General features: G+C 73.2%; 31 protein-coding genes. 9 read left to right on the top strand and 22 right to left on the bottom strand.

The features are described from left to right. Window positions 1-2 precede the first annotated feature (2 nt). Window positions 3-323: a Sec-independent protein translocase subunit TatA gene (gene tatA / locus A3CO_RS29800; RefSeq protein WP_084681493.1), complete on the bottom strand. Its 321-nt coding sequence runs from the start codon at window positions 321-323 to the stop codon at window positions 3-5. Window positions 324-501: 178 nt separating this feature from the next. Between tatA and A3CO_RS0103050 the strand changes: the two genes are divergently transcribed. The 3 genes from A3CO_RS0103050 to A3CO_RS0103040 all read left to right on the top strand — a co-directional run bounded on the left by A3CO_RS0103050 (window position 502) and on the right by A3CO_RS0103040 (window position 2,316). Beyond that, window positions 502-780: a GlsB/YeaQ/YmgE family stress response membrane protein gene (locus A3CO_RS0103050; protein ID WP_018330759.1), complete on the top strand. Its 279-nt coding sequence runs from the start codon at window positions 502-504 to the stop codon at window positions 778-780. Window positions 781-882: 102 nt separating this feature from the next. After that, window positions 883-1,320: an OsmC family peroxiredoxin gene (locus A3CO_RS0103045; RefSeq protein WP_018330758.1), complete on the top strand. Its 438-nt coding sequence runs from the start codon at window positions 883-885 to the stop codon at window positions 1,318-1,320. A 174-nt stretch (window positions 1,321-1,494) separates the two neighbouring features. Then, entirely contained in the window at window positions 1,495-2,316 is an 822-nt protein-coding gene (locus A3CO_RS0103040) for a hypothetical protein (RefSeq protein ID WP_018330757.1), read from the top strand. A 111-nt stretch (window positions 2,317-2,427) separates the two neighbouring features. Here A3CO_RS0103040 and A3CO_RS0103035 read toward each other — a convergent pair whose 3' ends face one another. From A3CO_RS0103035 to A3CO_RS0103025, 3 genes are all read right to left on the bottom strand, one after another. Next, window positions 2,428-3,171 carry a pentapeptide repeat-containing protein gene (locus A3CO_RS0103035; RefSeq protein ID WP_245561413.1) on the bottom strand — a complete coding sequence of 248 codons (744 nt, stop codon included), beginning with the start codon at window positions 3,169-3,171 and terminating at the stop codon, window positions 2,428-2,430. A gap of 136 nt (window positions 3,172-3,307) precedes the next feature. Further along, window positions 3,308-3,847, bottom strand: coding sequence for a 2'-5' RNA ligase family protein (locus A3CO_RS0103030; RefSeq protein ID WP_018330755.1), 540 nt, complete (start codon window positions 3,845-3,847; stop codon window positions 3,308-3,310). Window positions 3,848-3,872: 25 nt separating this feature from the next. Continuing rightward, window positions 3,873-4,739, bottom strand: a complete 867-nt coding sequence (locus A3CO_RS0103025) for an LLM class flavin-dependent oxidoreductase (RefSeq protein ID WP_018330754.1) — start codon at window positions 4,737-4,739, stop codon at window positions 3,873-3,875. Between the two features lie 169 nt (window positions 4,740-4,908). Here A3CO_RS0103025 and A3CO_RS34885 point away from each other — a divergent pair, with 169 nt between their 5' ends. Beyond that, window positions 4,909-5,697 (top strand): LysR family transcriptional regulator, encoded by a 789-nt coding sequence (locus A3CO_RS34885; RefSeq protein WP_018330753.1) that lies wholly within the window; start codon window positions 4,909-4,911, stop codon window positions 5,695-5,697. A 10-nt stretch (window positions 5,698-5,707) separates the two neighbouring features. On the opposite strand, the gene A3CO_RS0103015 is transcribed toward A3CO_RS34885, so the two are convergent. The 7 genes from A3CO_RS0103015 to mshA all read right to left on the bottom strand — a co-directional run bounded on the left by A3CO_RS0103015 (window position 5,708) and on the right by mshA (window position 11,330). Beyond that, window positions 5,708-5,995: a DUF1330 domain-containing protein gene (locus tag A3CO_RS0103015; protein ID WP_018330752.1), complete on the bottom strand. Its 288-nt coding sequence runs from the start codon at window positions 5,993-5,995 to the stop codon at window positions 5,708-5,710. A 368-nt stretch (window positions 5,996-6,363) separates the two neighbouring features. Further along, window positions 6,364-6,654 carry a putative quinol monooxygenase gene (locus tag A3CO_RS0103010; protein WP_018330751.1) on the bottom strand — a complete coding sequence of 97 codons (291 nt, stop codon included), beginning with the start codon at window positions 6,652-6,654 and terminating at the stop codon, window positions 6,364-6,366. Window positions 6,655-6,706: 52 nt separating this feature from the next. Next, on the bottom strand, window positions 6,707-7,021 hold the full coding sequence (locus tag A3CO_RS0103005) for a hypothetical protein (RefSeq protein ID WP_018330750.1): 315 nt from the start codon (window positions 7,019-7,021) through the stop codon (window positions 6,707-6,709). 102 nt (window positions 7,022-7,123) lie between these two features. Continuing rightward, window positions 7,124-7,597: an ester cyclase gene (locus A3CO_RS0103000; RefSeq protein ID WP_245561412.1), complete on the bottom strand. Its 474-nt coding sequence runs from the start codon at window positions 7,595-7,597 to the stop codon at window positions 7,124-7,126. Window positions 7,598-7,859: 262 nt separating this feature from the next. Continuing rightward, window positions 7,860-9,440 (bottom strand): AMP-binding protein, encoded by a 1,581-nt coding sequence (locus A3CO_RS0102995; protein ID WP_018330748.1) that lies wholly within the window; start codon window positions 9,438-9,440, stop codon window positions 7,860-7,862. A 76-nt stretch (window positions 9,441-9,516) separates the two neighbouring features. Then, on the bottom strand, window positions 9,517-10,032 hold the full coding sequence (locus tag A3CO_RS0102990; RefSeq protein WP_026204235.1) for a type III secretion system chaperone family protein: 516 nt from the start codon (window positions 10,030-10,032) through the stop codon (window positions 9,517-9,519). 8 nt (window positions 10,033-10,040) lie between these two features. Next, window positions 10,041-11,330 carry a D-inositol-3-phosphate glycosyltransferase gene (mshA, locus tag A3CO_RS0102985; protein ID WP_245561411.1) on the bottom strand — a complete coding sequence of 430 codons (1,290 nt, stop codon included), beginning with the start codon at window positions 11,328-11,330 and terminating at the stop codon, window positions 10,041-10,043. Window positions 11,331-11,466: 136 nt separating this feature from the next. On the opposite strand from mshA, the gene A3CO_RS0102980 reads away from it, so the two are divergent. Further along, window positions 11,467-12,219, top strand: coding sequence for an SDR family NAD(P)-dependent oxidoreductase (locus A3CO_RS0102980; protein ID WP_026204233.1), 753 nt, complete (start codon window positions 11,467-11,469; stop codon window positions 12,217-12,219). Between the two features lie 42 nt (window positions 12,220-12,261). On the opposite strand, the gene A3CO_RS0102975 is transcribed toward A3CO_RS0102980, so the two are convergent. Further along, window positions 12,262-13,323 (bottom strand): UDP-N-acetylmuramate dehydrogenase, encoded by a 1,062-nt coding sequence (locus A3CO_RS0102975; protein ID WP_018330744.1) that lies wholly within the window; start codon window positions 13,321-13,323, stop codon window positions 12,262-12,264. 24 nt (window positions 13,324-13,347) lie between these two features. Between A3CO_RS0102975 and A3CO_RS0102970 the strand changes: the two genes are divergently transcribed. Continuing rightward, a complete protein-coding gene (locus A3CO_RS0102970; protein WP_033413576.1) occupies window positions 13,348-13,818 on the top strand; it encodes a DUF2505 domain-containing protein in 471 nt (156 codons plus the stop codon). Window positions 13,819-13,825: 7 nt separating this feature from the next. Here A3CO_RS0102970 and A3CO_RS0102965 read toward each other — a convergent pair whose 3' ends face one another. The 5 genes from A3CO_RS0102965 to A3CO_RS29785 all read right to left on the bottom strand — a co-directional run bounded on the left by A3CO_RS0102965 (window position 13,826) and on the right by A3CO_RS29785 (window position 17,117). After that, window positions 13,826-14,785: a pirin family protein gene (locus tag A3CO_RS0102965; protein ID WP_026204232.1), complete on the bottom strand. Its 960-nt coding sequence runs from the start codon at window positions 14,783-14,785 to the stop codon at window positions 13,826-13,828. Between the two features lie 112 nt (window positions 14,786-14,897). Continuing rightward, entirely contained in the window at window positions 14,898-15,455 is a 558-nt protein-coding gene (locus tag A3CO_RS0102960) for a YbaK/EbsC family protein (protein ID WP_018330741.1), read from the bottom strand. Further along, the gene (locus tag A3CO_RS0102955) at window positions 15,449-15,772 is read right to left on the bottom strand and encodes a DUF2516 family protein (protein WP_425393401.1); all 324 of its coding nucleotides are present in this window, start codon (window positions 15,770-15,772) and stop codon (window positions 15,449-15,451) included. The genes A3CO_RS0102960 and A3CO_RS0102955 overlap by 7 nt, the downstream gene beginning before the upstream one ends. A gap of 128 nt (window positions 15,773-15,900) precedes the next feature. After that, on the bottom strand, window positions 15,901-16,629 hold the full coding sequence (locus A3CO_RS29790; RefSeq protein ID WP_157646941.1) for a hypothetical protein: 729 nt from the start codon (window positions 16,627-16,629) through the stop codon (window positions 15,901-15,903). Between the two features lie 5 nt (window positions 16,630-16,634). Further along, on the bottom strand, window positions 16,635-17,117 hold the full coding sequence (locus A3CO_RS29785; RefSeq protein ID WP_051085837.1) for a helix-turn-helix domain-containing protein: 483 nt from the start codon (window positions 17,115-17,117) through the stop codon (window positions 16,635-16,637). 277 nt (window positions 17,118-17,394) lie between these two features. Here A3CO_RS29785 and crcB point away from each other — a divergent pair, with 277 nt between their 5' ends. Further along, a complete protein-coding gene (gene crcB / locus A3CO_RS0102940) occupies window positions 17,395-17,826 on the top strand; it encodes a fluoride efflux transporter CrcB (protein ID WP_018330737.1) in 432 nt (143 codons plus the stop codon). Further along, window positions 17,823-18,194 carry a fluoride efflux transporter FluC gene (locus A3CO_RS0102935; RefSeq protein ID WP_018330736.1) on the top strand — a complete coding sequence of 124 codons (372 nt, stop codon included), beginning with the start codon at window positions 17,823-17,825 and terminating at the stop codon, window positions 18,192-18,194. The genes crcB and A3CO_RS0102935 overlap by 4 nt, the downstream gene beginning before the upstream one ends. Window positions 18,195-18,245: 51 nt before the next feature. Here A3CO_RS0102935 and A3CO_RS0102930 read toward each other — a convergent pair whose 3' ends face one another. From A3CO_RS0102930 to A3CO_RS29780, 5 genes are all read right to left on the bottom strand, one after another. Then, window positions 18,246-19,457 (bottom strand): DUF445 domain-containing protein, encoded by a 1,212-nt coding sequence (locus tag A3CO_RS0102930; protein WP_026204230.1) that lies wholly within the window; start codon window positions 19,455-19,457, stop codon window positions 18,246-18,248. 526 nt (window positions 19,458-19,983) lie between these two features. Beyond that, on the bottom strand, window positions 19,984-21,390 hold the full coding sequence (locus A3CO_RS0102925) for an ATP-binding protein (RefSeq protein WP_018330734.1): 1,407 nt from the start codon (window positions 21,388-21,390) through the stop codon (window positions 19,984-19,986). Further along, a complete protein-coding gene (locus tag A3CO_RS0102920; RefSeq protein ID WP_018330733.1) occupies window positions 21,387-23,039 on the bottom strand; it encodes an NAD(P)/FAD-dependent oxidoreductase in 1,653 nt (550 codons plus the stop codon). The genes A3CO_RS0102925 and A3CO_RS0102920 overlap by 4 nt, the downstream gene beginning before the upstream one ends. 16 nt (window positions 23,040-23,055) lie before the next feature. Beyond that, window positions 23,056-23,892, bottom strand: a complete 837-nt coding sequence (locus A3CO_RS0102915) for a hypothetical protein (RefSeq protein WP_026204229.1) — start codon at window positions 23,890-23,892, stop codon at window positions 23,056-23,058. A gap of 58 nt (window positions 23,893-23,950) precedes the next feature. Then, window positions 23,951-24,634, bottom strand: coding sequence for a GIDE domain-containing protein (locus A3CO_RS29780; protein ID WP_018330731.1), 684 nt, complete (start codon window positions 24,632-24,634; stop codon window positions 23,951-23,953). 135 nt (window positions 24,635-24,769) lie between these two features. Here A3CO_RS29780 and A3CO_RS0102905 point away from each other — a divergent pair, with 135 nt between their 5' ends. Beyond that, on the top strand, window positions 24,770-25,543 hold the full coding sequence (locus A3CO_RS0102905; RefSeq protein WP_018330730.1) for a coniferyl-alcohol dehydrogenase: 774 nt from the start codon (window positions 24,770-24,772) through the stop codon (window positions 25,541-25,543). Window positions 25,544-25,596: the final 53 nt, after the last annotated feature.

Here is a 25,596-nt window from a genome sequence, read left to right as displayed (position 1 = left end):
GCTCACGAGGCGTGGCGCTCCGCGCTCGGCGGGTCGTCCTGCGCCGCGACCGGTCGCGTGGACCCGGTGCTGTTCACGGTGTCTTCACCCGAGGTCCGCGTGGACTCGGAAAGGGTCCGGTTGGACTCGGGGGCCCGGGTGGACTCCGGGGTGCGGTTCGTCTCGGACGGCCGCCCGTCCTCGGCCATCGCCCGGCTCTCGGCCTTGAGGATCCGCATCGACTGCCCGAGGCCACGGGCCATGTCCGGCAGCTTCCGCGAGCCGAAGAGCAGCAGCACCACGACGATCACGATCGCCCAGTGCACCGGGCTCAGTGATCCCATCGTTCCCACCTCGCATCGCTTCGCGGCCGTAGGGCGCGGCCGTTCGGACGCGAGGGTAGCCCCGGGACGGTGAGCATGAAGCAAAGACCGTAGGAAACAGCCGTACGTGAGGTTTGGTGACACCCGGCCCGGGGCGACGTAGGGACTGCATCGTCACCTCGCCCAGAAAGGCATCACCATGGACACCCTGTGGACGATCATCGTCTGGATCGTCTTCGGCCTCGTCGTCGGCTTCATCGCCCGCGCCCTGGTGCCCGGCAAGGACAACATCGGCATCCTGCGCACGATCCTGCTCGGCATCGCCGGGTCCGTGGTCGGCGGCCTGCTCGGCTCCCTGCTGTTCGCGCCGCACCGGCTCACGCTGTCCAACCCTGCGGGATGGATCGGGTCGATCGTCGTCGCGATCATCCTGCTCGTCATCTACAACCGCGTGACGGGACGCAAGGCCCGCGCCTGACGCCGCCGCCCCTCCGAACGGAGGGTTCGCCGACGGCCCCGGAATCGGAGCATGGGGCCCTTCGGTTGTGTACGACCGACCCACGAGCCACAGGAGGCCAGGATGCCGAGCCGCGACGCGACCACCCACTGGGAAGGCGGGCTGCAGGACGGCAAGGGCAGCGTGACGCTGGACTCGTCGAACGCGGGACAGTTCAACGTCTCCTTCCCGACGCGCGCCGAGAACCCGAACGGGCAGACCAGCCCGGAGGAGCTCATCGCCGCGGCGCACTCGTCGTGCCTCGCGATGAACCTCTCGGGTGTCCTCGGCGGCGAGAACCTGACCGCGAAGTCGATCGACGTCAGCGCCGAGGTGACGCTGTCGCCGGCCAAGGGCGGCGGGTTCGAGATCAGCGGCATCGGGATCACCCTGCGCGCGTCGGTCGACGGCGTGGACGAGGCCAAGTTCAAGGAGCTGGCCAAGACCGCCGAGGAGACCTGCCCGGTCTCGAAGGCGCTCGCCGGCACCACGATCACGCTGGACGCCGCGCTCGAGAGCTGACCCTCTCGCTGCCCCCCACGAACGGGCCGTCCGTCACCCTCACCGGTGACGGCGGCCCGTTTGTCGTCTCCGGGGGCGAGCAGGTCCACGACGGCGCACGCCGCGTCCAGGGTCAAGCCCGCCGCCCACCGCGCGCCCAGCCCGCACACAGGCCGTCGCCCGACCCTCGGGAGCATGGGGATCACGTGGGTGCTGCTGGCGGCGGTGCTGTTCGGCGTCGGATCGGTGGCGCAGGCGGCGGTCCTGGCCGGCTCGGGCACCTCCTGGTCGGCGATGCTGCGCCACCCCGCGTTCGTCGCCGGCACCGCGGCCGAGGGGCTCGGGGCGCTGGCGCACGTGATGGCCCTGCAGACGGTGTCGATGGCGGTGGCGCAGTGCGCCGTCAGCGGGAGCCTCGCCGTGACCGCGGTGGCGGCGCGCTGGTGGTTCGGCTCCCGGCTCGGGGTCCGCGGCGTGGTGGCGGTCGGAGCGTTGTCGGCGTCGCTGGTCGTCCTCGCGTCGGTGGCGGGCCAGTCGGGCACGGCGACGGACACCGCGGTGCTGGAGGTGGGGCTCGTCGTGACGGCCGCGGTGGTCGGGCTGGCGGGACTGGCCGGGGCCGTCGCGCGGCGCCCCGCCCTCGTCGCGGTGTGCTCCGGGCTCGGGTTCGCCGCCTGCTCCACCGCGGTCAAGCTCGTCGACCTCTCCCACCCGCTGTCCGTGCTGACCTCGGCGCCCGCCCTCGCCGCCGCGGTGACCGGGGCGCTGGGCTGCCTGTGGTGGACCGTCGCCCTGCGGCTCGGCACCGTCACCACGGTGACGGCGGTCGTGGTGGTCGCGGAGGTCGTCCCGCCGTCGCTGCTCGGGCCGCTGCTGGGCGACGAGGTGTCCTCGGCCTTCTACCTCGTCGCCCCGCTCGTGCTCGCCGTCGCCGCGCTGGCGTGTGTCGTGCTCGCGCGGGGCGGTGCCGAGGCGCCCGTCGTGGAGGCCCCGGAGCGGGCGGTCGCGGCCCTGTGACAGCGAAGCGTCGTTGCTGTCGTCCAGTGGCAGTTCCGCCACATCGTCGAGCGGGCGCCCGACAGAGGTAGCGGATCCGGACGCCCACGCCCCGAATCCGCTACCTCGTCGTCAGCCCCAGGCCGCGGGCCGGTGCACCCGCGCGGGCAGCGTCGTCGACGCGTCGCCGCGCGCCGAGGTGACCTGCGGATTCGTCAGGAAGAGCACGCCGGACAACGACGCACCCCGCAGGTCCGCACCCCGCAGGTCCGCCCCCAGCAGGTCGGTCCGCCCGAGGTCGACGCCCCGCAGGTCGGCCCCCATGAGCAGGGCGCCGCGCAGCGACGCGTCGGCGATCCGGCGTCGTCGGAGGTCCTTCCCGACGAGGTCCGCCCGGGTCAGCGCCGGCCCGCCCGGCCTGCGTACCGCCTCGCTGACGCGCCCGAGGAGTTCGCCCGCCTCGGCGCGCACCGCGACCACGTCGGCCTCCGGACCGAGGCCCGCGACGCGGTCGGCGAGGGAGGCCCGCTCGACGGCGAGCGCGTCGACCGGCTCGGCGAGGTACCAGAGCACCTCGTGCAGGGCGCGCATCACGTCGAACGCGCCGAACGCGTCGTCCGGGGCCACACGCCAGTCGGACCATGCCGTCACGCGCTGCCCGGCACCGAAGCAGTCGAAGGTCACGCATCCGGGGAAGCCTCGCTCGGGCAGCTCGGCGTGGATCGTGCACGGCGCCGGCTCACCGGGGACACCGACGGACAGGTGCGGGCACGGCGTCCGGGCCGGCTTCGAGAGCGCGAAGTCGGCCGAGCGGGCGAACGCCGGCGCGACGCAGCACAGCCCGGCGCACCGTCCGCAGTCCGCAATCAGCTCCACGTCCACCTCCTCCGACGATGTGGCGTTCCTGCCACTGGATGACAGCAACGACGCTTCGCTGCCACGAACGCCACGAACGCCACGAACGCCACGAACGCCACGAACGCCACGAACGCCACGAACGGGCCTGGCGGGGTCACCGCTCCCCGGTCAGCGGCAGTTCCGCGACGACCCGCCACGAGTCCGCCTCCCGCGCGCCGACCAGCAGGTGCAGCGACTCGATACGTGCACCGAACGGCAGCTGACCCGCGACCCGTGCCTCCGCGGCCTGCAGCGTCGGCAAGGACGCCACCGAGCCGTACCCGATCGTCAGGTGCGGGAGCGGCTCGTGCTCCCCGCGGTAGGGCGGGCAGCCCGGGAAGGCCTCCCACACGCAGGCCGTGAGGTCCGCGAACGGCGCCGACGGCCGCGGCGCCAGCCAGAGGAAGTCCTCGCCGAACCACCCCGTCGTCGCGAAGGTGCAGTCGATGGCGCCCGCCCCGGCGACGGCGTGCCGCAGCCGGGCGACGACGGCGTCGTCGATCTCCGCGGGCGGGAGGAACGGGTAGAGCACGGTGACGTGCGCGGGCACGCCGGTCGCCGTCGTCGGGTCCAGCTCCCACCGCTCCTTCCCGACGACGGGTTCGGCCTCCGGGACCAGCGCGAGGACGGCGGACTCGGTCGGTGTGCTGCTCACCGGCCCATCCTGCCGTGACGGGTGCTCAGACGTGCAGGCTCCGCGCCACGTCCAACACCCGCTCCGGCTCCTCGAGGGGCGAGATCATCAGGTCGGTGGTGCCCGCGTCGGCGAAGCGCGCGAACTCCCGCGCCAGGTCCTCCTCGGTCCCGACGACGAGCGTGTCCGCCGGTCCCTGCAGGCCCGCCCGGTCGAGCACCGCGCGGTACGCCGGCATCGACCCGACCGCCACGAAGTCGCGGGCGATCCGCTCCCGCAGCCCGTCCGGGTCACCGGTCACCGCCGCGAGGACCTGCACCACCACGCGCTGGTCGTCGCGCAGGGCGGGTCGCAGCACATCGGCCACGAGGTCCGGGCGGACCCACACCGCGATCGTGCCCTCGGTGAGGTCGCGGGCGACCTCGAGCATCCGCGGCCCGAGCGCGGAGAGCAGCAACGAGACCGGCGCGACCGGGACGTCCAGCGCCGTGTCCACCCGGAAGAACCGGCCCTCGTGCCGGACGTGCTCGCCGCGCAGCAGCCCGGCCACGATCTCCAGGTACTCCCGGCTGTGGGCCGCGGGCGAGGCGTAGGGCAGCCCGAGCTGGTCGGTCACCGACCAGGCGTGGCTGGGGCCGAGTCCGAGCGTGACGGGCGCCCCGGTCGCCGCGGCGATGGTGAGGGCCTCGGTGGCGGCGACGACCGGGTGCCGCGGGTAGGTGGGGACGATCGCGGTGCCGAGCTCGATGTCCGGCCCGACCCGGCCGGCGGCCGCGAGGAGCGCGAGCGGGTCCCACGAGCCCGGCATCTGGTTGGTCCAGACCGAGTCGAGACCGCCGCGGACCGCGGCCGCGACCTCGTCGGCGACCCGGTCCGGGGTGGTGGTGAGGGTGATGTTCCGGCCGATGCGCATGGTTCCCAGCTCACGCGCACCCGTCGTCGGGAACGAGATCGATCTACGCTGTACAGCGATCACCCGAACTGATCGACGGAGGTCGGGGACGTGGAGCTGCGGGCGTTGCGGTATTTCGTCACCGTCGCGGAGGAACTGCACTTCGGGCGCGGCGGAGCGGCTGCACATCGTGCAGCCCGCGGTCAGCCAGCAGGTCGCGCGCCTGGAACGCGAGCTCGGGGTGACCCTCCTCGACCGTTCCTCCCGGCACGTGCGGCTCACCGGCCCGGGCGAACGGGTCCTCGCGGCCGCGCGCGGGGTGCTCGCCGCCGCCGACCAAGTGCGGGTGGCGGCCGGCGACCCGGGCGCGACACTGCGGATCGGCACCGCACCGGCCCTGACCGACCGGCTGGAGCGGGCCGTCGAGGTCCTGCGACGCGACGACCCGACGATGCAGACCGTGCTCGTCGACCTCCCGGCCGCCGAGCGCCTCGCAGCCGTCCGGGACGGGCGGCTCGACGTCGCGCTCATGCGCGGGACGCAGTCCGTCGCCGGCCTGACGGTGGTGCCCGTGGGGCGGGAGGCGCTGCAGGCCGTCGTCGCGGTCGACCACGCCCTCGCCGACCGCACCTCGGTGACGCTCGCGGACGTCGCCGCCGGCCCGCTGCTCGACCTCGACGGCGGGTCGGACCCGGCGTTGCGCGACGCGGCCGCCCGCGCCCTCGGCGACGCCGGGGTCTGTCAGCCGCAGCGCCGGGTGGTCGGCTCGGTGCAGGACCTCGTCGTGGGCGTCGGCGCCGACCCCCGCGCCTGGTCGCTGCTCCCGGCGGCGGTGCTCGCCGGGACCGGGTCGCGCCGCGTCCGCGGGCTGCCGCTGGAGCCGCCCGTCGAGCTCGTCGGCAGCATCGTCGCGCCGCCCTCGACGCCGCCGGAGTGCGTCCGCGCGCTGGCGGCGGCCTTCGGCGCCGAACCCTCGTGAGCCGTTCCGCTCACAGCCCCTCGACGATCCGGATGTCCCGGACCGCGCCGTCGCCGAGCGCCGCCAGCGCCTCCTGGTAGGCCGGGCTCTCGTACGCCGCGACGGCCTGCTCGACGCTGTCGAACACGATCAGCGTCGTGCGCTCCCGGGTGCCCTGCTCGAACGCCGCCGCCGGGGTGCCGCGCGCGAGGAACGTCCCGCCGCCGGCCCTCATCGCCGGGCCGGCGAGCGCGACGTACGCGTCGAGCTTCTCCGGGTCACGGATCTCGCGGAAGGTGTTGATCCAGTAGGCGCTCACCCGGTCAGCCTGCCCGGTGCGTCCAGCTCCCCTTCCCGACGACGGGTGCGGGCACCCGGGCGAGCGCGATGCTGCGGTGGGCGTCGATCGTAGTCGCGGGGACGTGGGCGTTACGGGCCGCTCACACGACGACGGCCCCGCCCCGACCCGCTCCCCAGCGGTCGGAGCGGGACCGCCCCTCGAACCAGGATCATCGGCGTTCCCCGAACACCCCCGACCTGTGCGGCGGGAATGTCCGGTCACGGGCCGTCGAAACCGACCTCGTGGTCGTTTCTCGATCCAGTACGGCACGTCGCCGGGAACGACCGGGATGTTCGTGGCTCGTCGAGACACGGACGACCCGATCGTTCCCGTCGGGGCGGCCCGGGTCAGCCCGTGAGCGACCGGACGTCGGCGACGTCGTACTCGGCCACCGACGCGCCGAGGATCTGCGCCGACTGCTCCTCGCCCGTGCCCTCGCCCCGGAACGCCTCGACGTCGGCCTGCGACTCCCACCGCTCGAGGATGTTGATCCGGCCCGGGTCGAGCAGGTCGGCGGACAGCGCGAAGTCCAGGCACCCAGATGCCGCTCGGGCCTGCTCGACCACGGCCACGCACCCGGCGAGATACGCGTCCCGCTGCTCCGGTGCGACCTGCAGGTGACCCGCGACGATGACCACGGCAGGAATCCTAGAACGAGACACCCCGGTATCGAAAGAGGATCGCGAGCGGTCAGTTCTGCCGGTGCTCCCGCTCCCATGTCCGCCGGAGTTCGTCGGGGCAGAGCTGGGCGCAGAGCACCAGCTCGGTGACGGCGTCGAGCAGCGGCGGTTGGTGCTCGCGGCGGTAGACGCCGACCATGGCGTCGAGGTCGATCTCGACGTCGAGATCGTCGAGGTGCTCGGCGTGGTCGAGCTCGGACGGCCCGTTCGGGCACCTGGTGGTGTGCAGCGCTGCACAGGCGTGGCAGATGGCGGCCTCCGGATCACCGCGACGCGAACGTCGGGGAAACGTCGGGTCGGCCTCGGAGGTGAGCCGCTCGTCCACGACAGCGTGACACGTCGCGTTTCCCGCCGTCGGGCCGCGTCCGCATCACCAGGTCGACGACGTCGAACGGCGCGGGCGTGCCGTTGCGATCCGCACCCGTGCTCAGGCGGTGGCTCGGCGCCTGGCCCGACGCCGGGCCGTCAGCATCCTGGCGAGGTAGATCGGGCTCGGTGGGGTCCACCCGAGTTGCTGGCCCAGGCCCAGGTCATCGCGATTGGCCCAGTGCTCGTCGATCTTGCCGTCCTTCATCCGGAACCAGTGGGTCTGGGTGACCGCGAACGCCCGTCCTCCTCGCGGCGGGAAGACCATCTCCACCGAGGCATCGTCGGCGTAGGCGATGAAGGGGCCGGTCTGCCGACCGCTCATGGTGGCGTGCAGGACCACGAGGTCGCCCTCCTGGACCGCGTCGTGGACCTCCCAGCGCGGGTCGGAGTAGGCCTGACGCAGCCACAGGGCGGTGGCGTAAATGGCCTCGGGCCCCCGCCCGCGGGTGGTCGGCGGCTCGCCCTTCGCCTCCCGGTTCGTCGCCTCCGGTCCGTAGACCTCGGCGATCTCCTCGAGACTGCCGGTCGCCATCAAGTTCAGGGACCTGATGCACGTGGCCTTGTCGCCCGTGGCATTCATGATCGTGGTCATCGCGACTTCCCCCATCTCCTGCGCACAAGATGTACGCAGCGTGGCGGATCGCGGAGATCATCGGGGCGAATGATCCGCGCGACTTCGCAGGGCAGCCGCGATGTGGCACACCGTGACGAGCCGCCCCGAGCCCCGGTGCTTCCGCGCGAGGCCCGGGACGATCCCCCGCTCAGCGGGGCATCACCCGTCGTCGGGAACCTGCCTAGGAGGCGTTCTCGCGGGCGCGGAGGTCCTTGCGCAGGATCTTGCCGGAACCCGACTTCGGGATCTGGTCGATGAACTCGACCACGCGCACCTTCTTGTGCGGGGCGATGCGGCTGGCCACGAAGGACATGACGTCGTCCTCGGAGATCTCGGCGCCCTGCTGGCGCACGACGAACGCCTTGGGGATCTCCTCGCCCTCGGCGTCCTTGACCCCGATGACGGCCGCGTCGGCGATCGCGTCGTTGGTCAGCAGCAGCGCCTCGAGCTCGGCCGGCGGCACCTGGTAGCCCTTGTACTTGATGAGCTCCTTGACGCGGTCGACGATGTAGAAGACGCCCTCGTCGGTGACGGTCGCGACGTCGCCGGTGTGCAGGTAGCCGTCGGAGTCCAGCGTCGAGGCCGTGGCCTCGGCGTTGTTGAGGTACTCGCGCATGACGTTGGGGCCCTTGACCCACAGCTCGCCGCGCTCGCTCTCCTCCCCGGTCTCCGGGTCGACGATCTTGCACTCGATGTTGGGCAGCGCCACGCCGATCGAGGAGAGGTCCATGTCGGGCCGGTCCTCGGGCATCGCGTGGCTGACCGGCGAGAGCTCGGTCATGCCGTAGCCCTGGAAGACCTTGCAGTTCAGTCGTTTGGCGACCTTGTGTCCGAGGTCGGCGTCGAGGGCCGCGGCGCCGGAGAAGACGACGTCGACGCAGTCGATGTCGTACTGCTCGACCATCGGGTGCTTGGCCAGGGCCACCGCGATCGGGGGCGCGATGTAGATCCGGTCGACCCGGTGCTCGGAGACGATCCGCAGGAACTCCGCGAGGTCGAACTTCGGCATCGTCACGACGGTCGCACGCTGGTAGATGCCGTTGTTCATCATCACGGTCATCCCGTAGATGTGGAAGAACGGCAGGACCGCGAGGATCTTCGACTCGGTCGTGGTCTGCTGCATCGCCGCGAACTGCACGAGGTTCGCGACGAGGTTGCGGTGCGTCAGCACGACGCCCTTGGCCCGGCCGGTGGTCCCCGACGAGTACGGCAGCGCCGCCACGTCGACCCCGGTGAGCGGCACCGACGGGCGCTCGGCCGTGGTGGTCAGCAGGTCGGCCAGCGCGTTCTCCGGCAGCGGCGTGGACGCCTCGTCGCGCGCGGCGTCGAGCAGCACGACCTCGGTGACGGCGAGCCCCTCCTCACGCAGCGCCGCGCGGGCCCGGTCGAGGAAGGCCGACACCGTGACGAGCATCTTCGCGCCGGAGTCCCGGAGCTGGAACGCCAGCTCGTCGGGGGTGTAGAGCGCGTTGACCGTCGACACCGCGACGCCCGCGGCGAGGGCGCCGTGGAACACGACGGGGTAGTACGGGGTGTTCGGTGCGAACAGCGCGATGACGTCGCCCCGCCCGAGGCCCCGCTCGCCCAGCGCCGCCGCGAACCGGTCGATGCCCTGCGCGAGCTCGCCGAAGGACATGGTGCGCCCCGACGGCCCGTCGATCAGCGCGATCCGGTCCGTGTGCTCGCCCAGGTCGGAGAAGAGGAACTCCGGCAGCCCGACGTCGGGAATCTCGATGTCGGGGAAGGGACTACGCACGGTCATGCAGCGGCTCCTCGGTCTGCGTCAGCTGGGTCACACCAACCTACCGAGCGGTACGCCGGAGGGCACGCGAAGTCACTCAGGAATCGGACATTCCGTTCGACCGTCGCGCTCCGTCGTCCGACACGAGGTGCTGGAACGCCCGCAGGTTCGCCAACGACTCGCCCCGGGACTCCCGCCACGCCCACTCGCGCCGGATCGACGACGCGAACCCGAGCTCGATGAGGGTGTTGAAGTCGCCGTCGCCCGCCTCCAGCACCTGGCCGAGGATCCGGTCGATCTCCTCGTCGGTGACCGCGTGCCGGGCGACGCGGCCGACGAGGTGGATGTCGCCGACGTCGTCGAGGCAGTAGTGCACGCCGTAGAGGCGGGTGTTGCGCCGCAGCAGCCAGCGGTAGACGCCCTCGAAGTTCTCGTCGGGCCGCCGGCAGACGAAGGCCTCGACCAGCAGCGCGTGCGGGGTGAGCACGAGCCAGCAGTTGGTCTGCAGCTTCTTGGTGCCGGGCAGCGTGACGAAGAAGCTGTCCTCGTCGCGGCGCTGGTAGTGCAGCTCGCGCTCGTCCAGCGCGGCGGCGAGCACGTCGGGCAGGCTCACGGCGCCACTCACACCGCCACCTCCCGCGGGGCACGACGGGCCGAGGCCGCCTCGGCGTAGGTGGCGAGCAGGGCGTCGGTGGTGCGGTCCCAGGAGAACGCCTGCGCGTGCTCGATCGCCCCGGCGGCGAGCCGGCCGCGGGTGGTGCGGTCCACCGCGGCGCGCTCGAGGGCCGAGGCCCACGAGGCGGCGGAGTGGTCGCCGACCAGCAGCCCCGACCGGCCGTCGGACACCGCCACCGGCAGCCCCCCGACGGCGGCCGCGACGACGGGCGTGCCGCAGGCCTGGGCTTCCAGCGCCACCAGCCCGAACGACTCCGAGTGGCTCGGGACCGCGACGACGTCGGCGGCCCGGTAGACCTCGGCGAGGGCGGCGCCCGCCCGGGGACGGAGGAATCTCACGACGTCGGTGATACCCAGTTCCGCGGCGAGATCGACGAGCACCGTGGGCTGGGCGAGGCCGGACCCCGAGGGCCCGCCGACCACCAGCACGGTCAGCCGCGACCGCAGCTCCGGACGCCGGGCGATCATCTCCGCCGCCGCCCGCAGCAGCACGTCCGGCGCCTTCAGCGGCTGGATGCGCCCGACGAAGGCGAGCACGACGTGGTCGTCGCCCATCGGCCCGGCCTCGGGGGCGAGCGCGGCGCGCGCCGCGGCCCGGTCGCGGGACGGGGTGAAGGTCTGGAGGTCGACGCCGGGCGCCACGGTGCGGACGCGCTCCGGGTCGGCGTCGTACGCCGCGATCAGGGCCTCCGCCTCGGCCGGGGTCGAGGCGACGAGCCGGTCGGCCTCGGCGACCACCTGCTCCTCGCCGACCAGGCGCCCGAGCGGCTCCGGGGTGTCCCCCGCGGCGAGCGCGGCGTTCTTGACCTTCGCGAGCGTGTGCGCGGTGTGGACCAGCGGCACGCCCCAGCGGTCGCGCAGCAGCCAGCCGACCTGGCCGGAGAGCCAGTAGTGCGAGTGGACGACGTCGAACCAGCCGGGCTCCTGCCGGGCCTCGTCGCGCAGCACCCCGGAGGTGAACGCGCAGAGCTGGCTCGGCAGGTCCTCCTTGCCCAGGCCGCCGAACGGCCCCGCGACGACGTGGCGCACCAGGACGCCGGGCGCGAGCTCGGCCACCGGGGGGAGGTCCGACGCGGTCTGCCGGGTGAAGATCTCCACCTCGACGCCGCGCCGAGCCATCTCCGTCGCGGTCTGCACCACGTACACGTTCATGCCGCCCGCGTCGCCGGTCCCGGGCTGGGCCAGTGGCGAGGTGTGCACCGAGATCACCGCGACCCGGCGTGGGGACCGCCGCACCGATGCCAGGGTCCGCGGCCTCGGCCGTGTGTGGGCCGTGCCGTCCGTCGCCGCCCTCGCCGCCGGAATCACGGCCCACAGCTTAGGCAACGACCAGATCGGCGTCCGCCCGAAAGCCGTCCTAGGGTGGCTCGCCGTGACCACTCCCACGGAGAAGCCGCTCGTCGTCGTGACTGGAGCCAGCTCCGGGATCGGGGCGGCCACCGCCCGCGCCCTCGCGGCGGACGGCTGGCACCCGGTCCTCGGCGCCCGCCGGCAGGACCGCATCGAGACGATCGCCGACGAGGTCGGCGGTACCGCCCTCTCGCTCGACGTCACCGACCAGGACTCGGTCGATGCCTTCGCCCGGCAGGTCCGCGAGCTCGGCACGGTGCGCGGGCTCGTCAACAACGCCGGCGGCGCCAAGGGCACCGAGAAGGTCATCGAGGGCGACGAGGAGCACTGGCGCTGGATGTGGGAGTCCAACGTCCTCGGCACGATGCGCGTCACGAAGGCGCTGCTGCCGGACCTCATCGCGTCCGGCGACGGGCACGTCGTGACGATCACCTCGATCGCCGCCCTCGAGGTCTACGACGGCGGGTCGGGCTACACCGCGGCCAAGCACGCCGAGGGAGCGCTGCACCGGACCCTGCGCGGGGAGCTGCTCGGCGAGCCGGTGCGAGTCACCGAGATCGCCCCCGGCGCGGTGGAGACCGAGTTCGCGCTGGTCCGCTTCGACGGCGACCAGGAGAAGGCCGACAAGGTCTACCAGGGCATCACGCCGCTGGTCGCCGAGGACGTCGCCGCGACGGTCGCGTTCGCGATGAGCCGCCCGTCGCACGTCAACATCGACACGATCGTGCTCAAGCCGCGCGACCAGGCGACCGGGATGCGGTTCAACCGGAGGTGAGCACCCGTGAGTACTTCTCCGTGCCCTGGCACGGACGAGTGCTCACAGGGCGCAGCCACCCACGAGCACCGGCTCCGGCACCAGCCGCACCCCGAACGCCGCCTCGACGCGGTCCCGGACGTCGCGCGCGAGGTCGAGCAGCTGCGCCGTCGTGCCCTCGCCCCGGTTGGTCAGGGCGAGGGTGTGGCGGGTGGAGACCCGCACCGGCGCGTCCGGGCCCGGGTAGCCGCGGGAGACGCCCGCCCGCTCGATCAGCGCCGCCGCGGAGAGCTTCACCCGCCCGTCGTCGGTCGGCCACGCCGTGACCGGACGCTGGTCCAGCGCCGCCACGCGCCGCGCGACCTCGTCCGCGATCGGCTTCCCGACGACGGGGTTGGTGAAGAAGGAGCCCGCGCTCCACGTGTCGTGGTCGGCCTCGTCCAGGACCATCCCCTTGCCCCGCCGCAGCTCGAGCACCGCGGCCCGGGCGTCGGCCGCCGGGACGCGCGTCCCGGGCTCGACGTAGAGCACCCGGGCGAGCTCGGCGTAGCGGACGGGGGCGGACAGCCCGTCCGTGGTGACCCGGAACCGCGCCGCCAGCACGATCTCGTCATCGGCGCCCTTGAGGCGGCTCGTCCGGTAGCCGAGGCCGAGCTCGGCGGCGGGGACGGTCGCCACCGCGCCGGTCCGGCGGTCGAGCACGGTCACGTCGACGAGGAGGTCCGCGACCTCGACGCCGTAGGCCCCGACGTTCTGCACCGGCGTGGCCCCGGTGCTGCCGGGGATGCCCGAGAGGCACTCCAGGCCGCCGAGCCCCTCGTCGACGCTCGCCGCGACGAGCGAGTCCCAGTCCTCGCCCGCCTCGGCCTCGAGCAGCGCCCCGCCGTCCTCGTGGGTCACCGTGTGCCCGCGGGACTCGAGCCGGACGACGGTGCCGTCGAACCCGTCGTCGGGAACGACGAGGTTGGAGCCGCCGCCGACGACGAGCAGCCGCTCGCCCGCGGCGTCCGCCTCGCGGACCGCGGTGACGATCGCGTCGCGGTCGGACGCCCGCACCAGCCGGCGGGCGGGCCCCCCGAGGTGCAGCGTGGTCAGCTCGGCCAGCGAGGCGACGGTCGTGGGCACACCACCGACGGTAACGTGCCGTCCGTGGCCCGCTCCTTCTCCCACAGCGCCTCGTTCCCCCACCCCGTGGAGGCCGTCACCGGCGCCCTCACCGACGACGCGTTCCTGCAGGCACGGCTGGCCGAGCTCGGCGGCAAGGACGCCGCCGTCGTGAGCAACGACGGCACCCGCGTCGTCCTGCGCCAGGGCGTGCCGGTCGAGTTCCTGCCGTCGGTGGTGAAGCGGTTCACCGGGGACGACCTGGTCCTCGACCGCACCGAGACCTGGCACGGCACGAGCGCCGACGTGGCCGTCGACGTGCGCGGGCTGCCCGGCTCGATCACCGGCACCCAGGAGGTCGTTCCCGACGGCGAGGGCTCCCGGCTGACCGTGAACGCCTCCACCAAGGTGCCGGTCCCGATGGTCGGCGGGAAGATCGAGGGGATCGTCGCCGACGAGGTCTCGCAGCTCCTCGGCTGGGAGAGCGAGTTCCTCGCCCGCTGGCTCGACCGCTAGACCGGCGTCAGACCCGGTCGGCCGGGATCGCGCCGAGACGGCCCTTCGAGAAGTCCTGGAACGCGTCCAGGACCTCCTCGCGGCTGTTCATCACGAACGGTCCGCCCCAGGCGATCGGCTCGCGGATCGGCCGGCCGCCGAGGAGCACCACCTCGAGCTTCGGGTGGCGCGCGTCCTGCGTCGGGGCCGCCGCAATCCGCAGGGACTCGCCCGGCCCGAACACGACGAGCTGCCCGGTGGTCACCGGACGACCCTCGCTCCCCGCGAAGCCGTCGCCCGCGAGGACGTAGGCCAGCGCGTTCTGCTCGCGGTCCCACGGCACGTGGAGCCGGGCTCCCGGCTCGACCGAGGCGTGGGCCATCGTCATGGGCGTGTAGGTCGACCCCGGACCGGCGTGGCCGGCGAGCGAGCCCGCGATGACCCGGACGAGCGCGCCGGCGTCGGGCGAGGTGACGAGCGCGGCCTGCCCGGCGCGCAGGTCCTGGTAGCGCGGGTGCACCCACTTCTGCGCCCGGGGCAGGTTCACCCACAGCTGCAGCCCGTGGAACAGCCCGCCGGAGGCGACGAGGGCCTCCGGCGGCCGCTCGATGTGCAGCACCCCGCCGCCCGCGGTCATCCACTGCGTGTCGCCGTTGGTGATGAGCCCGCCGCCGCCGTGGTTGTCGGCGTGCGCGAAGGTGCCGTCGATGATGTAGGTGACCGTCTCGAAGCCCCGGTGCGGGTGCCACGACGTGCCCTTGGGCTCGCCCGGGGCGTACTCGACCTCGCCCATCTGGTCCATGTGGATGAACGGGTCGAGGTCGGCGAGGTCGACGCCCTGGAACGCCCGCCGCACCGGGAAGCCCTCGCCCTCGAACCCGCGCGGCGCGGTGGTCACACGGCGCACGGAGCGCTCGGTGATCCCGGTGTCGCCCGGCTCGGGCAGACGCGGCAGGACGGTCAGGTCGGGGACGGTGAGAGCGGGCACGACGACCTCCACATCATTGAAGGTTGAACTATATGGGGTCGGCCCGGTGACAGCAACGACGCTTCGCTGCCACTGGATGACAGCAACGACGCTCCGCTGGCACGGCGGGGTGCTACCGCCCCAGACCCTCCGTCGGCTCCGCCCCGGGCAGGAGCCCGAGGACCGGGCCGGGCACCACGAGCTTGGAGGCCCGCCGACCGCTGCCCACGACGACGGCGGGCGCGGCCAGCACCGCCGGGTCGACCAGCACCGGCCACCCGGCGGGCAGGCCGAAGGGGGTGATCCCGCCGTACTCCATGTCGGTGAGCTCGACGGCGAGATCCTGCGCCGCGAACGAGGCCTTCCGGACGTCGATCCGCCGGCGGACGACCCCGTTCACGTCCGCGCGCGTGGTGGCGAGGACGACACAGCCGACGAAGCGCTGCTCGCCCGAGCGCGACCCGGTGACGACGACGCAGTTCGCCGAGAGCTCGAGCGGCGAGGAGTAGGCCTCGCAGAACGCGGCGGTGTCGGCGAGACCCGGGTCGATCTCGGCGACGCCGCAGGAGCGGGCGGCGTCCTCCGGCAGGGCCGCGAGCGCCGCGACGACGGGGGCGGCGAGGAGGTCGGGCCGGTCGGGGGCGGGGACGAGTTCGAGGGTGCCGGCCGCGGTCAGGAGGCTGTTCACCACCGCCCGCCCTGCTGGACCTCCGTGACCTTCGGGCGCACGTCGACGAGGTAGACCAGCACGGCGCACAGGGCGATCAGCCACAGGATGGCGAAGCTCGAGACGGGGCCGCCGAAGGAGATCACGAGCAGGAGCGCGCCGACGCCGGTGATCGCGCACCACGCCGGCTTGGTCAGCTTGTCGACGGCCGTGAAGGCGTCCGCGCGCTGCAGGAGGGCGTGGATGAACGCGTAGAGGCCGACCGGGATCGCGACGACCCAGATCAGCAGCGACAGGTAGTAGTCGAGGTTCAACCAGACGGACGGCACGGACAGACCCACGCCGCGAGGATACGTGCTGGTGACGGCGACCCCGATCCGCCCGTGGACGACGCAGCCGGACACGCAGCCGGACACGACGACGGCCCCGCCCCGCGGGTGCGGGGACGGGGCCGTCGGGTGGGGGAGCGTCAGGCCTTGCCGGTCGGGGCCTTCGGCGCGGCAGCCTTGGTGGCGGCCGTCTTCGGCGCGTTCTTCGGGCCCTGCTTCTTCGGCGCCGTGCGGGCGGCCGTCTTACGGGTGGCCGAGCGGGTCTCGTGCGCGACCTCCTCGCCGACCTCCTTCACGTCGTCGGCGAGCTCGTCGCCGACCTCGGAGATGACCTCGGCGGCCTGCCCGGTGACCTTCTGGGTGTAGCGCGCGGCGCGCTCACCGACCGAGCGGGTCTGCTTGGTGACCTCGGCGAGCACCGACTCGCCGCGGACGCGGAACTCCTCGGTGGCGTCCTCGAGGCGGGTCTCCAGCTCGCTGGACACCGAGTCGACGGTGTCGAGCGCCTGCTTGACCTGCGGCTGCGTCTTGATCTGCGAGTACGCGGTCTCGCCGCGCTTCACGAGGTCGGCGTAGACGCTGCGGACGGCCGCGGCGTAGCTGTCGGCCAGCCGGCGGAAGTCCTCGGCGGTCAGCTTGCCGCGGAGCTCCTGCAGCTCGGAGGGCAGGTCCTCCACGCGGGCCTGGACCTCGGTGGCGCCGGCCTGGACCTTGGCGAAGGCCTCCTGGGCGCTCGCGACCGCGTAGTCGCCGAGGCCGAGCAGGGCCAGGGCCGGGGCGCGGAACGGGTCCACGGCCTCGCTGACGACCTTGTTGGCCTGGTCGCGGGCCTCACGGACGTCGAACTTGGTGGGGAAGGTGACGGGCACGTCGATCACTCCTCTTCAGACGGGAGACGGATGGGGGCGGGGGCGACGGCGAGTGCCGACGTCCCCGCGAAGGCGCCGGAGGCCTCATCGCGCTCGGCGGACACCGGAGTCGAGATGCCGGCCGCGCGGTTCTCGCGGCGGAACGACTCGTAGATGTCGTGCAGCACCTGCTTCTGACGCTCGGTGAGCTCCGGATCGCAGGCGAGTGAATCGAGGACCGCGGAGCCGACTCGCTCCTCGAGAATCCCCGCCTTCACGTACAACGCCTCGGCCGAGATGCGCAGCCCGGTCGCGATCTGACCCAGGATCTCCGCGGACGGCTTGCGCAGTCCACGCTCGATCTGGCTCAGGTACGGGTTCGAAATCCCGGCGACCTTCGCGAGCTGGCGCAGGGACACCTGGGCCGACTCACGCTGCCTGCGGATGTAGGCACCGATGTCCTCGACGGCCTGGCCGAGTGCCTTGTCGACACCGTCCACACCGGACATCGTGCTCACCTCCTCGCCGTGACTGTTTTCCACGCTAACACAGGTGCTAGCTGATGCAAGCACGCTGTTTGCGCAGGTGGCGTGGCCTGTGCCACATATTCGACGATCGTTTCCAGGCACCGTCGTGCGCTGCGAAAACGGCTGCACTAGCGTTCCGACGCGATGGCGGTGGGGCCCGCCCAGGCGAGCGAAGCGACGGGAGATTCGCTCCGACAACCGCGCCGCGCCGGCGCCAACGGTCCCTGGAGCCCGGTTCCGCGCGCCCAGGGAGCTGCCCGTGTCCGCCGATCCACCCCGTCCCGTCCCGTTGCTGCAGCGGCAGGGCGCCCTCGTCGCGGCGGTCTCCCTCGGCGGGGTGCTCGGCGCGCTCGCGCGGTGGGGGCTCGGGCTCGCCTTCCCGACGCCCCACGACGCCTTCCCGACGACGACCCTGCTCATCAACGTCGTCGGCTGCCTGCTGATGGGGGTCCTGGTCGTGCTCGTCGCCGAGGTCCGGACCGCACCCCCGATCGTCCGGCCGTTCCTCGGCGTCGGGGTCCTCGGCGGCTTCACGACGTTCTCCACCTTCGCGGTCGACGCGCAGACCCTGCTCGCGGCCGGGCACCTGGGCACGGCCCTCGGCTACCTCGCCGCGACGGTGCTCGGCTCGGTCGGCGCGGCCTGGCTCGGCCTCGTCGTCGCCCGCGCCGCGGCGGGAGGGGCGCGATGACCGCGGCGGGGCTGTGGGTGGCACTGGGCGCGGCGATCGGGGCGCCCGCGCGCTACCTCGTCGACCGCGCCGTGCAACGCACGCACGGCACGTCGTTCCCGTGGGGCACCTTCACGGTCAACGTCGTGGCCTCGCTCGTGCTCGGCGTGGTGCTCGGTGGCGCCGCGCCCTCGGCCGTCGTCGCCGCGGTGGGCACCGGCTTCTGCGGCGGGCTCTCCACGTGGTCGACGCTCGGCTACGACACGGTGCGCCTCGCGGAGGCCCGGGAGCGGGCGCACGCGCTGTTCAACGTCGTGATGTCGACGTTCGCGGGCCTCGGCGCCGCGTCGCTGGGGCTGGTGATCGGGGCAGGTGCCTTCGGCCCGTGAGTACTTCTCCGTGCCGGAGCACGGGAAAGTACTCACGGGCGCGCAGCGCACCTACCCGACGACCAGCTCGCCCAGCGTGTAGATGATCAGTCCGGCCAGGGCGCCGACCACCGTGCCGTTGATGCGGATGAACTGGAGGTCGCGGCCGACCTGCAGCTCGATCTTCCGGGAGGTCTCCGGGCCGTCCCAGCGCTTGACCGTGTCGGAGATCAGCGCGGTGATCTCCGGGGCGTAGCGGGTGACCACGTAGGCCGCGGCGTCGACGACCCAGCTGTCGATCTTCTCGCGCAGGCCCTCGTCGAGCACCATGCGCTCGCCGAAACGGGTGACGCCGTCGGTCACGCGGAGCCGCAGCTCGCTCGACGGGTCCTCCGCGGCGTCGAGGATCATCGCCTTGCCGGTCGCCCAGGCACGGCTGAGCAGGCCCTGGACGTCGGGGTGGGCGAGCAGCTGGGCCTTGATCGACTCGACCCGCTCGATGGTCTCGGGCTCGTGCTGCAGGTCGCCTGCGAAGCTCGTGAGGAAGCGGTCGATGGCCTTGCGCAGCGGGTGGTCCTGGTCGGACTTCACCGCCCAGGCGAACGAGAGGGCCTCGGCGTAGAGCCGGTCGCCGATGAGGCCGTCCACGAAGCGGGGCGACCAGCTCGGGGCCTGCTTGCTCACCAGCGCCATGACGGTGTCGTGGTTGACCCGCACCCAGTCGTAGGCCCGGTCGCAGATGAGGTCGACGACCCGGCGGTGCGACCCGTCGTCGAGGATGCCCTCGAGGAGCTTCCCCATCGGCGGACCCCACTGCTGGGCGACCACGCGGCGGGTGACGGTCTGCTCGATGACGGCCTGGACCTCGTCGTCCCGCAGCACCGCCACGGCACCGCGAACCACCGTCGCCGCCTCGGCGGTGACCCGCTCGGCGTTCTCGCGCCGCGAGAGCCACGCACCGACGCGGTTGGCGATCCGCGCAGAGCGCAGCTTGTCGCTCACCACGGGCACCGACAGGAAGTTCTCGCCCACGAAGTCCGACAGGCTCTCGCCGAGCTGGTCCTTCTTGCGCGGGATGATCGCGGTGTGCGGGATCTTCAGGCCCAGCGGGTGCCGGAAGAGCGCGGTGACGGCGAACCAGTCGGCGAAGGCGCCGACCATGCCGGCCTCGGCGGCCGCCCGGACGTAGCCGGTGAAGGCCGGGCCGCCGTGGCGCTCCCAGGTGAGGAACACGATCCACACGATCGCGGCGCCGAGCAGGAAGCCGGTGGCCACGACCTTCATCCGCACCAGCCGCCGGCGCTTGCCCTCCTCGTCGGCGAGCCCGGTCAGACCGGCGAAGCCGGCCCCGGAGCCACCGTCCGTGATCGGGATCTCGTCCGTCGGGTCCGACGCCCGCGCCACACTGCTCACACCCGTCGATTGTGCCCCGACACGACCGGATGAACCGCTGCGGCCCGGGGTGCGAACCGACCGGACGGGTACCGAAGAAGCCGCATCGTCCGCGGAACTCCCGGCGTTAGTGCTTCGGCGACGCAGGCGCCCGGCGTGATGATGGGGACGACCGGTCATCCGCAACCGCCCTCGAACGCCCCGTGCGACCGACCGCGCCCGGCCGCACGGGGTTCTGCGTCCCTCGGCCGCCGTGCTGCCCCACGGCGGTCGGGGGGCGCTCCCTCCTCGGCATGCGGTCCTTGCGGTCGAGCAGGATCTGCACGAACCGGGTCAGGTGCAGGCAGCAGACCTCCCGACGTGGGGCACCTCCGGCACGGCGTCGCGGTAGGACTGGTCGACGTAGCCCGGGAGGCGGTCAACCGGACAGTGGCAGCCGGATCTCGAAGGTCGTGCCCGCGGACGAGGTGTGCACGCGGATGTCGCCGTGGTGCTTGGAGACGACGATGCGCCACGAGATGTCGAGGCCGAGGCCGGTGCCCTCGCCGACGTCCTTCGTCGTGAAGAACGGCTCGAAGATGCGCGGCCGGACCTCGGCCGGGATTCCGGGCCCGGTGTCGGCGATCTCGACGACGGCCGTGTCGGACTCGCGGCGGGTGCGGATCGTCAGCGTCCCGCTGCCGTCCATCGCCGAGCACGCGTTGTCGATGATGTTCGTCCAGACCTGGTTCAGCTCCGCCGGGTAGCAGGGCACCTGCGGCAGGTCGGGGTCGAACTCCTTGACCAGGGTGATGCCCTCGAGCTTGCGCGAGAGCATCGTGAGCGTGGACTTCAGCAGGACCCGCAGGTCGGAGGCCTGGTAGGGCGCCCGGTCGAGCTGCGAGTACTGCCGCGCGGCGTTGACCAGCGTGCCGATCCGGGCGGTGGCGTCGGTGATCTCGCCCATGAGCGTCTCGGTCTCGACCGCGTACGCGATCCAGCGGACGGCCGCACCGAGCGTGCCGTCGGGCACCGTGCGCTCCACCTTGCCGAGCCACTCGACGTCGAGGCCGCCGGCCACCAGCACGGCGGCGAGGTCCCACGCCCCGCCGACCTCGTGCTCGTCGAGCCAGTCCCCGAGCTCGTCCTCGGCGTCCGAGGTCTGCATCGCGGTGAGCTCGGGGGCGGTGGCCACGCCGAGCACGGCCTCCTCCTGCAGCTCCACGAGCTGGGCGACGACATCGCCGTCGAGCTTCCCGGAGGCGAGCATGGCGAGCTTGTGCCGCATCCCGGCCACGCGGTCGCGGAGCGACTCGGTCGCGCGGATGGCGGCCGCGGCCGGGTTGTTCAGCTCGTGGGTCAGCCCGGCGGACAGGGAGCCGAGCGCGAGCAGCCGCTCCCGCTCGCCGATCGCCGTGCTCGAGCGCTGCATCCCGACGGCGAGCCCCTCCACCAGGTGCATTGCCAGCGGGAACCACTCCCGGAGCTTCGCGCCCCACTCCCGGGCCGGGAGCGCCAGGAACCGCGACGCCGCGCAGGCCCGCAGCGTGTGCTTGTAGCGGAGGTCCTCGTCCGCGACGTACGCCTCCGTGGCGCCGCCGTAGGTGCCGGGCCGGGCGCTGCGGCTGACCTCGACCTCGTCGCCGCGCACGGTGCGGATCACGGCGATCTCGCCGTCGCAGAGCACCCAGAAGCAGCGGGCCGGGTCGCCCTCGCGGCACACGTCCTCGCCGGCCGCCGAGTCGACGACGTCGGCGTGCTCCGCGATCCAGGCCAGCTGGCCCTCGTCGAGGGACTCGAAGAGGAAGAGCCGTTGCAGCGAGGCGGGCTCGAGTTCGGTTCTCATCGGTTCTCCAACCAGCGGTGCACCAGGCTCACCGCCATCGCGCCCTCGCCGACGGCGGAGGCCACGCGCTTCACCGACCCGCCCCGGACGTCGCCGACGGCGAACACCCCGGGCAGGGAGGTCTCCAGGTGCAACGGCTCGCGCACGTCGCTGCTTCCCGCTCCGGACCGGTCCAGGTCCGGTCCGGTGAGCACGAAGCCACGGCCGTCGCGGTCGACGGTTCCGTCGAGCCAGTCGGTGCGCGGCTGGGCGCCGATGAAGACGAACAGCCACTGCGCGTCGACCACCTCCTCGGTGCCGTCGCTCCGGTCCCGCAGCGTCAGCTTCTCGAGGTGCCCCTCGCCCTCGGCGGCGACGACCTCGGTGCACGTCCGCACCTCGATGTGCGCGACGCCCTCGATCTGCTCGATGAGGTAGTGCGACATCGACGAGGCCAGCGACTCCCCGCGCACGAGCATCACCACGCGACGGGCGTAGCGCGAGAAGTTCATGGCGGCCTGACCGGCGGAGTTGGCGCCGCCGACGACGTAGACCACCTCGTCGGCGCACGACGGCGCCTCGGTGGTCGCGGCGCCGTAGAACACGCCCTCGCCGGCGAACTCCGTCAACCCCGGCACGTCGTCGAGCGTGCGGTACGAGACGCCGGTGGCGAGCACCACCGCGTGCGCGGCGATCTCCGACCCGTCGTCGAACGTCAGCACCCGGACCCCGCCGCGGACACCGAGGCCGGTGACCGTCCTCGTCGTCAGGACCTCGACCCCGAACTTGACGGCCTGCCGCCGGGCCCGGTCGGTGAGCTGGGAGCCCGAGACGCCGTCGGGGAAGCCGAGGTAGTTCTCGATCCGGCTCGAGGTGCCGGCCTGTCCTCCGGTCGCCAGGGACTCCACGAGCACGGTGCGCAGGCCCTCGGACCCGCCGTAGACCGCGGCGCCCAGGCCGCCCGGGCCGCCGCCGACGACCGCGAGGTCGTAGAGCTCCGCGGTCGCGTGGGTGGAGAGCCCGACCTGCTCGGCGACCTCGGCGTCGGTGGGCTCCACCAGCGCCCGGCCGTCACCGGTGACGACGACGGGCAGCCGCTCGGCGCCGCACCCGGCCGCCTCCAGCAGCCGGGCCCCCTCGGGGTCGTCGGCGAGGTGGAAGCGGAACGGCACCTGGTTGCGGGCGAGCAGGTCGCGCAGCTCGTAGGAGCGCGCCGACCAGCGGTGCCCGACGACGCGGGTGTCGGTGCTGGGCCGGTCCGGCGCGCGCCGCCACGCCTCGAGCAGCTGGTCGACGACGGGGTAGAGCTTCTCCTCGGGCGGGTCCCAGGGCTTGAGCAGGTAGTGGTCGAGGTCGACGACGTTGATCGCGGTGATGGCGGCGTCGGTGTCGGCGTAGGCGGTGAGCAGCACCCGGCGGGCCCGCGGGAAGAGATCCATGGCCCGCTCGAGGAACTCGACGCCGCTCATCCGCGGCATCCGCTGGTCGGCGAGGATCACCGCGACCTGCTCGCCGCGCAGCGCGATCTCGCGCAGTGCCTCCAGGGCGGTCTCCCCGGAGTCCGCGCGGACGATGCGGTGGTGCTCGCCGTACTCGCGGCGCAGGTCGCGGGCCACGGCACGGGAGACGCCCGGGTCGTCGTCCACGGTGAGGATCACGGGGCGGGGCACGGGAACCAGCCTAGGCTCAGTCGGACCAGGTCCAGACGTCGTCGACGAGGTCGGTGAGGTCGGTGAGGTCGGTGAGGTCGGTCCCACCGTCGGTGCCCCCGGGGACCTCCTCGACGGTGTCGCGGATGCCGGCCAGCACGGCGAGGACGAAGGCGGCGCCGACCGGCGAGAGCTCCTCGGGGAGCCGGGCTGTGACCCGGCGCCGCGTCACGTCCGCCCGCCAGGCCCGACCGAGGTCGTCGAGCAGGGTGCGGCGCGGGGGGTGCCGGGCGACCCGGGTCCGCAGGCGCAGCAGCCGCCCGTCGACGTCGATCTCCCAGTCCCGCCACGGCCCGTGCTTCCGGGGCGACGCCGTCGCGACGACCTCCCGGCCGTCGTGGAGCTCGACCCGCTCGCCCCGCTCCACGAGCCACCGCTCCTCGCCCCCGACGACGACGGCCCGCCCCTCGTGGCGGTCCTCGCGCGACACCGCCCCGGACGGCCGCGTGTCGAACGTGAACGACTGGTCGGCCCCGCCGGTGTCCAGGACCGAGCGGATCCCGAGTCCGTAGACGCGCAGGTCGTCGTCGACCCGGCTGTCGTTCGCGGCGCCGACGGCGACACCGGTGCCGGCGAGCAGGAGCGGCAGCGTGATGGTGAGGGCGACGACGATCCCGATCCCGGTGTCGCTGATCCCGGTGCGCACCCAGGCGAGGATCACGGCGCCGAGCACCCCGAGGGCGACGACGAGGAGCAGCAGCCAGACCCGGAACACGAGGCTGGGGAACCGTTGCACCCGCCAGCGCGACGCCGGACCACCACCGGGTACGGACGGTGACGATTCGAGGCCGAGATCGTCGTGCACGCTCTCCATGTGACCCGAGCGTGCCGGTTATTGGTCACTCAGCGCAACACAGTTGGGCCGAATGGGGTCAGGTCACGAGTGCGGCGACGACGAGCGCCAGACCTGCCGCGCCGGAGACCGCCCCACCCCACGCCCAGCGGCGCTGCAGCAACAGTGAGTCCTCGCGCAGCGCCGTCGGTGTGCGAGTGGAGACGACGAAGGCCCCGGCCGCGGGGGCGCCGATCGTCAGGGCCCCCTCGCGGTCGTGGACCTCGCCGTGCACGTAGACCTCGGCGCCCGGGCGCAGCACCCACTCCTCGCGGACGAGCCCGCCGTACGCGGGATCGAAGGACGACACCTCGGCCACCTTCTCCGGCTGCACCGGCACGGTGCGGCGCGGGTCGACCGTGATGTTGCCGGTCTCCTCGACCAGCACGAACGGGCGGTCCGAGGCCTCCTCGTGCACCGTCTGGCCGCCGCCCTCGTGGCCGTACGGGGTGCGGACGACGCGCCGCCACCACACGCACTCCGTCCCGGTCTGGGGCGACCGGAGCGGCCCCTCCTCGACGGGGTGGGCGTACCCGACGACGGCGGCGACGCGGGAGAACCCGCCCACCGTGCCGAGGTCGACGAGCGCCTCCTGCTCGACCGCGAGGTCGGCGACCTCCGAGGTCGAGGCACCGATCATCGCGTGGCGCACGGCGACCCGGCGGTTGGCCGCGACGATCGCCGCCGCGGCGAGGGCGATGAGGACGATGCCGAAGAGCAGCATGGGGACTCCCGTCGTGTCCGATCACTGTCCACGACGGCCGCTGACGTCACGGTGAAGCGCCGGACGTCACCCAGGAGGACGCCGGGCGATCACCCTGCGAAGAGCCTGCGGCGGCCGTCTACTCTGACCGGCGCCATGAGCACCGTCTTCGTCGTCACCGGGACCTCCTCGGGGGTGGGTCGAGCCCTCGCGCAGTTCCTGTCCCGGCACGGGGTCTCCGTGATCGGCCTCGACCGGCGCGAGCCGCCCGACCGCGAGATCGCCCACGTGCGCTGCGATCTCACCGACCCGCGGTCGATCGACGCGGCCGTCGACCGCCTCGACGACCGCGTCGACGCGCTCGCGAACGTCGCGGGCGTGCCGGGCACCTCGCCCGCCGAGACCGTGCTCGCCGTGAACTTCCTCGGCATGCGCCACCTCACCGAGCGGCTGCTCCCCCGCATCCAGCGCGGCGGGTCGGTGGTCAACGTGTCCTCCGCGGAGGGCCGGCACTGGGTGGCGCACCTCGCGGAGCTCCGCCCGCTGCTCGCGACCACGTCGTTCGAGGACGGCCTGCGCTGGTGCCGCGAGCGGCGCCCCGACCGGCCGGTCTACGAGCTGTCGAAGGAGGCCGTGCTCGCCTACACGACGGCGTCCTCCACGCTGACCTGGCCCGACGGGATCCGGATGAACGGCGTCGCCCCCGGTCCCGTGCGCACCCCGCAGCTGCCCGAGGTCGAACGGTCGATGGACCCGCGCCGGCTGGCGCGCCAGCGCACCGCCGCCGGCCGGGACGCCGAGGCCGACGAGATCGCCGCCGTCGTCGCGTTCCTGATGTCCAACGAGAGCCGGTGGATCAACGGGCAGACGCTCGCCGCCGACGGCGGGGTCGCCGCGGCGACCACCTGGGCGGCCCTGCAGACCCGCTGAGCGCGGCCGTCACCCTTCCGGGTCCCGCCCGTTGTGTCGAGAAAGGGATCGAC

Source organism: Actinomycetospora chiangmaiensis DSM 45062 (genome assembly GCF_000379625.1).
Classification (GTDB): Bacteria; Actinomycetota; Actinomycetes; order Mycobacteriales; family Pseudonocardiaceae; genus Actinomycetospora; species Actinomycetospora chiangmaiensis.
The sequence above is the reverse complement of the archived record's forward strand: the minus strand, read 5'-3'. Positions and strand labels throughout refer to the sequence as shown.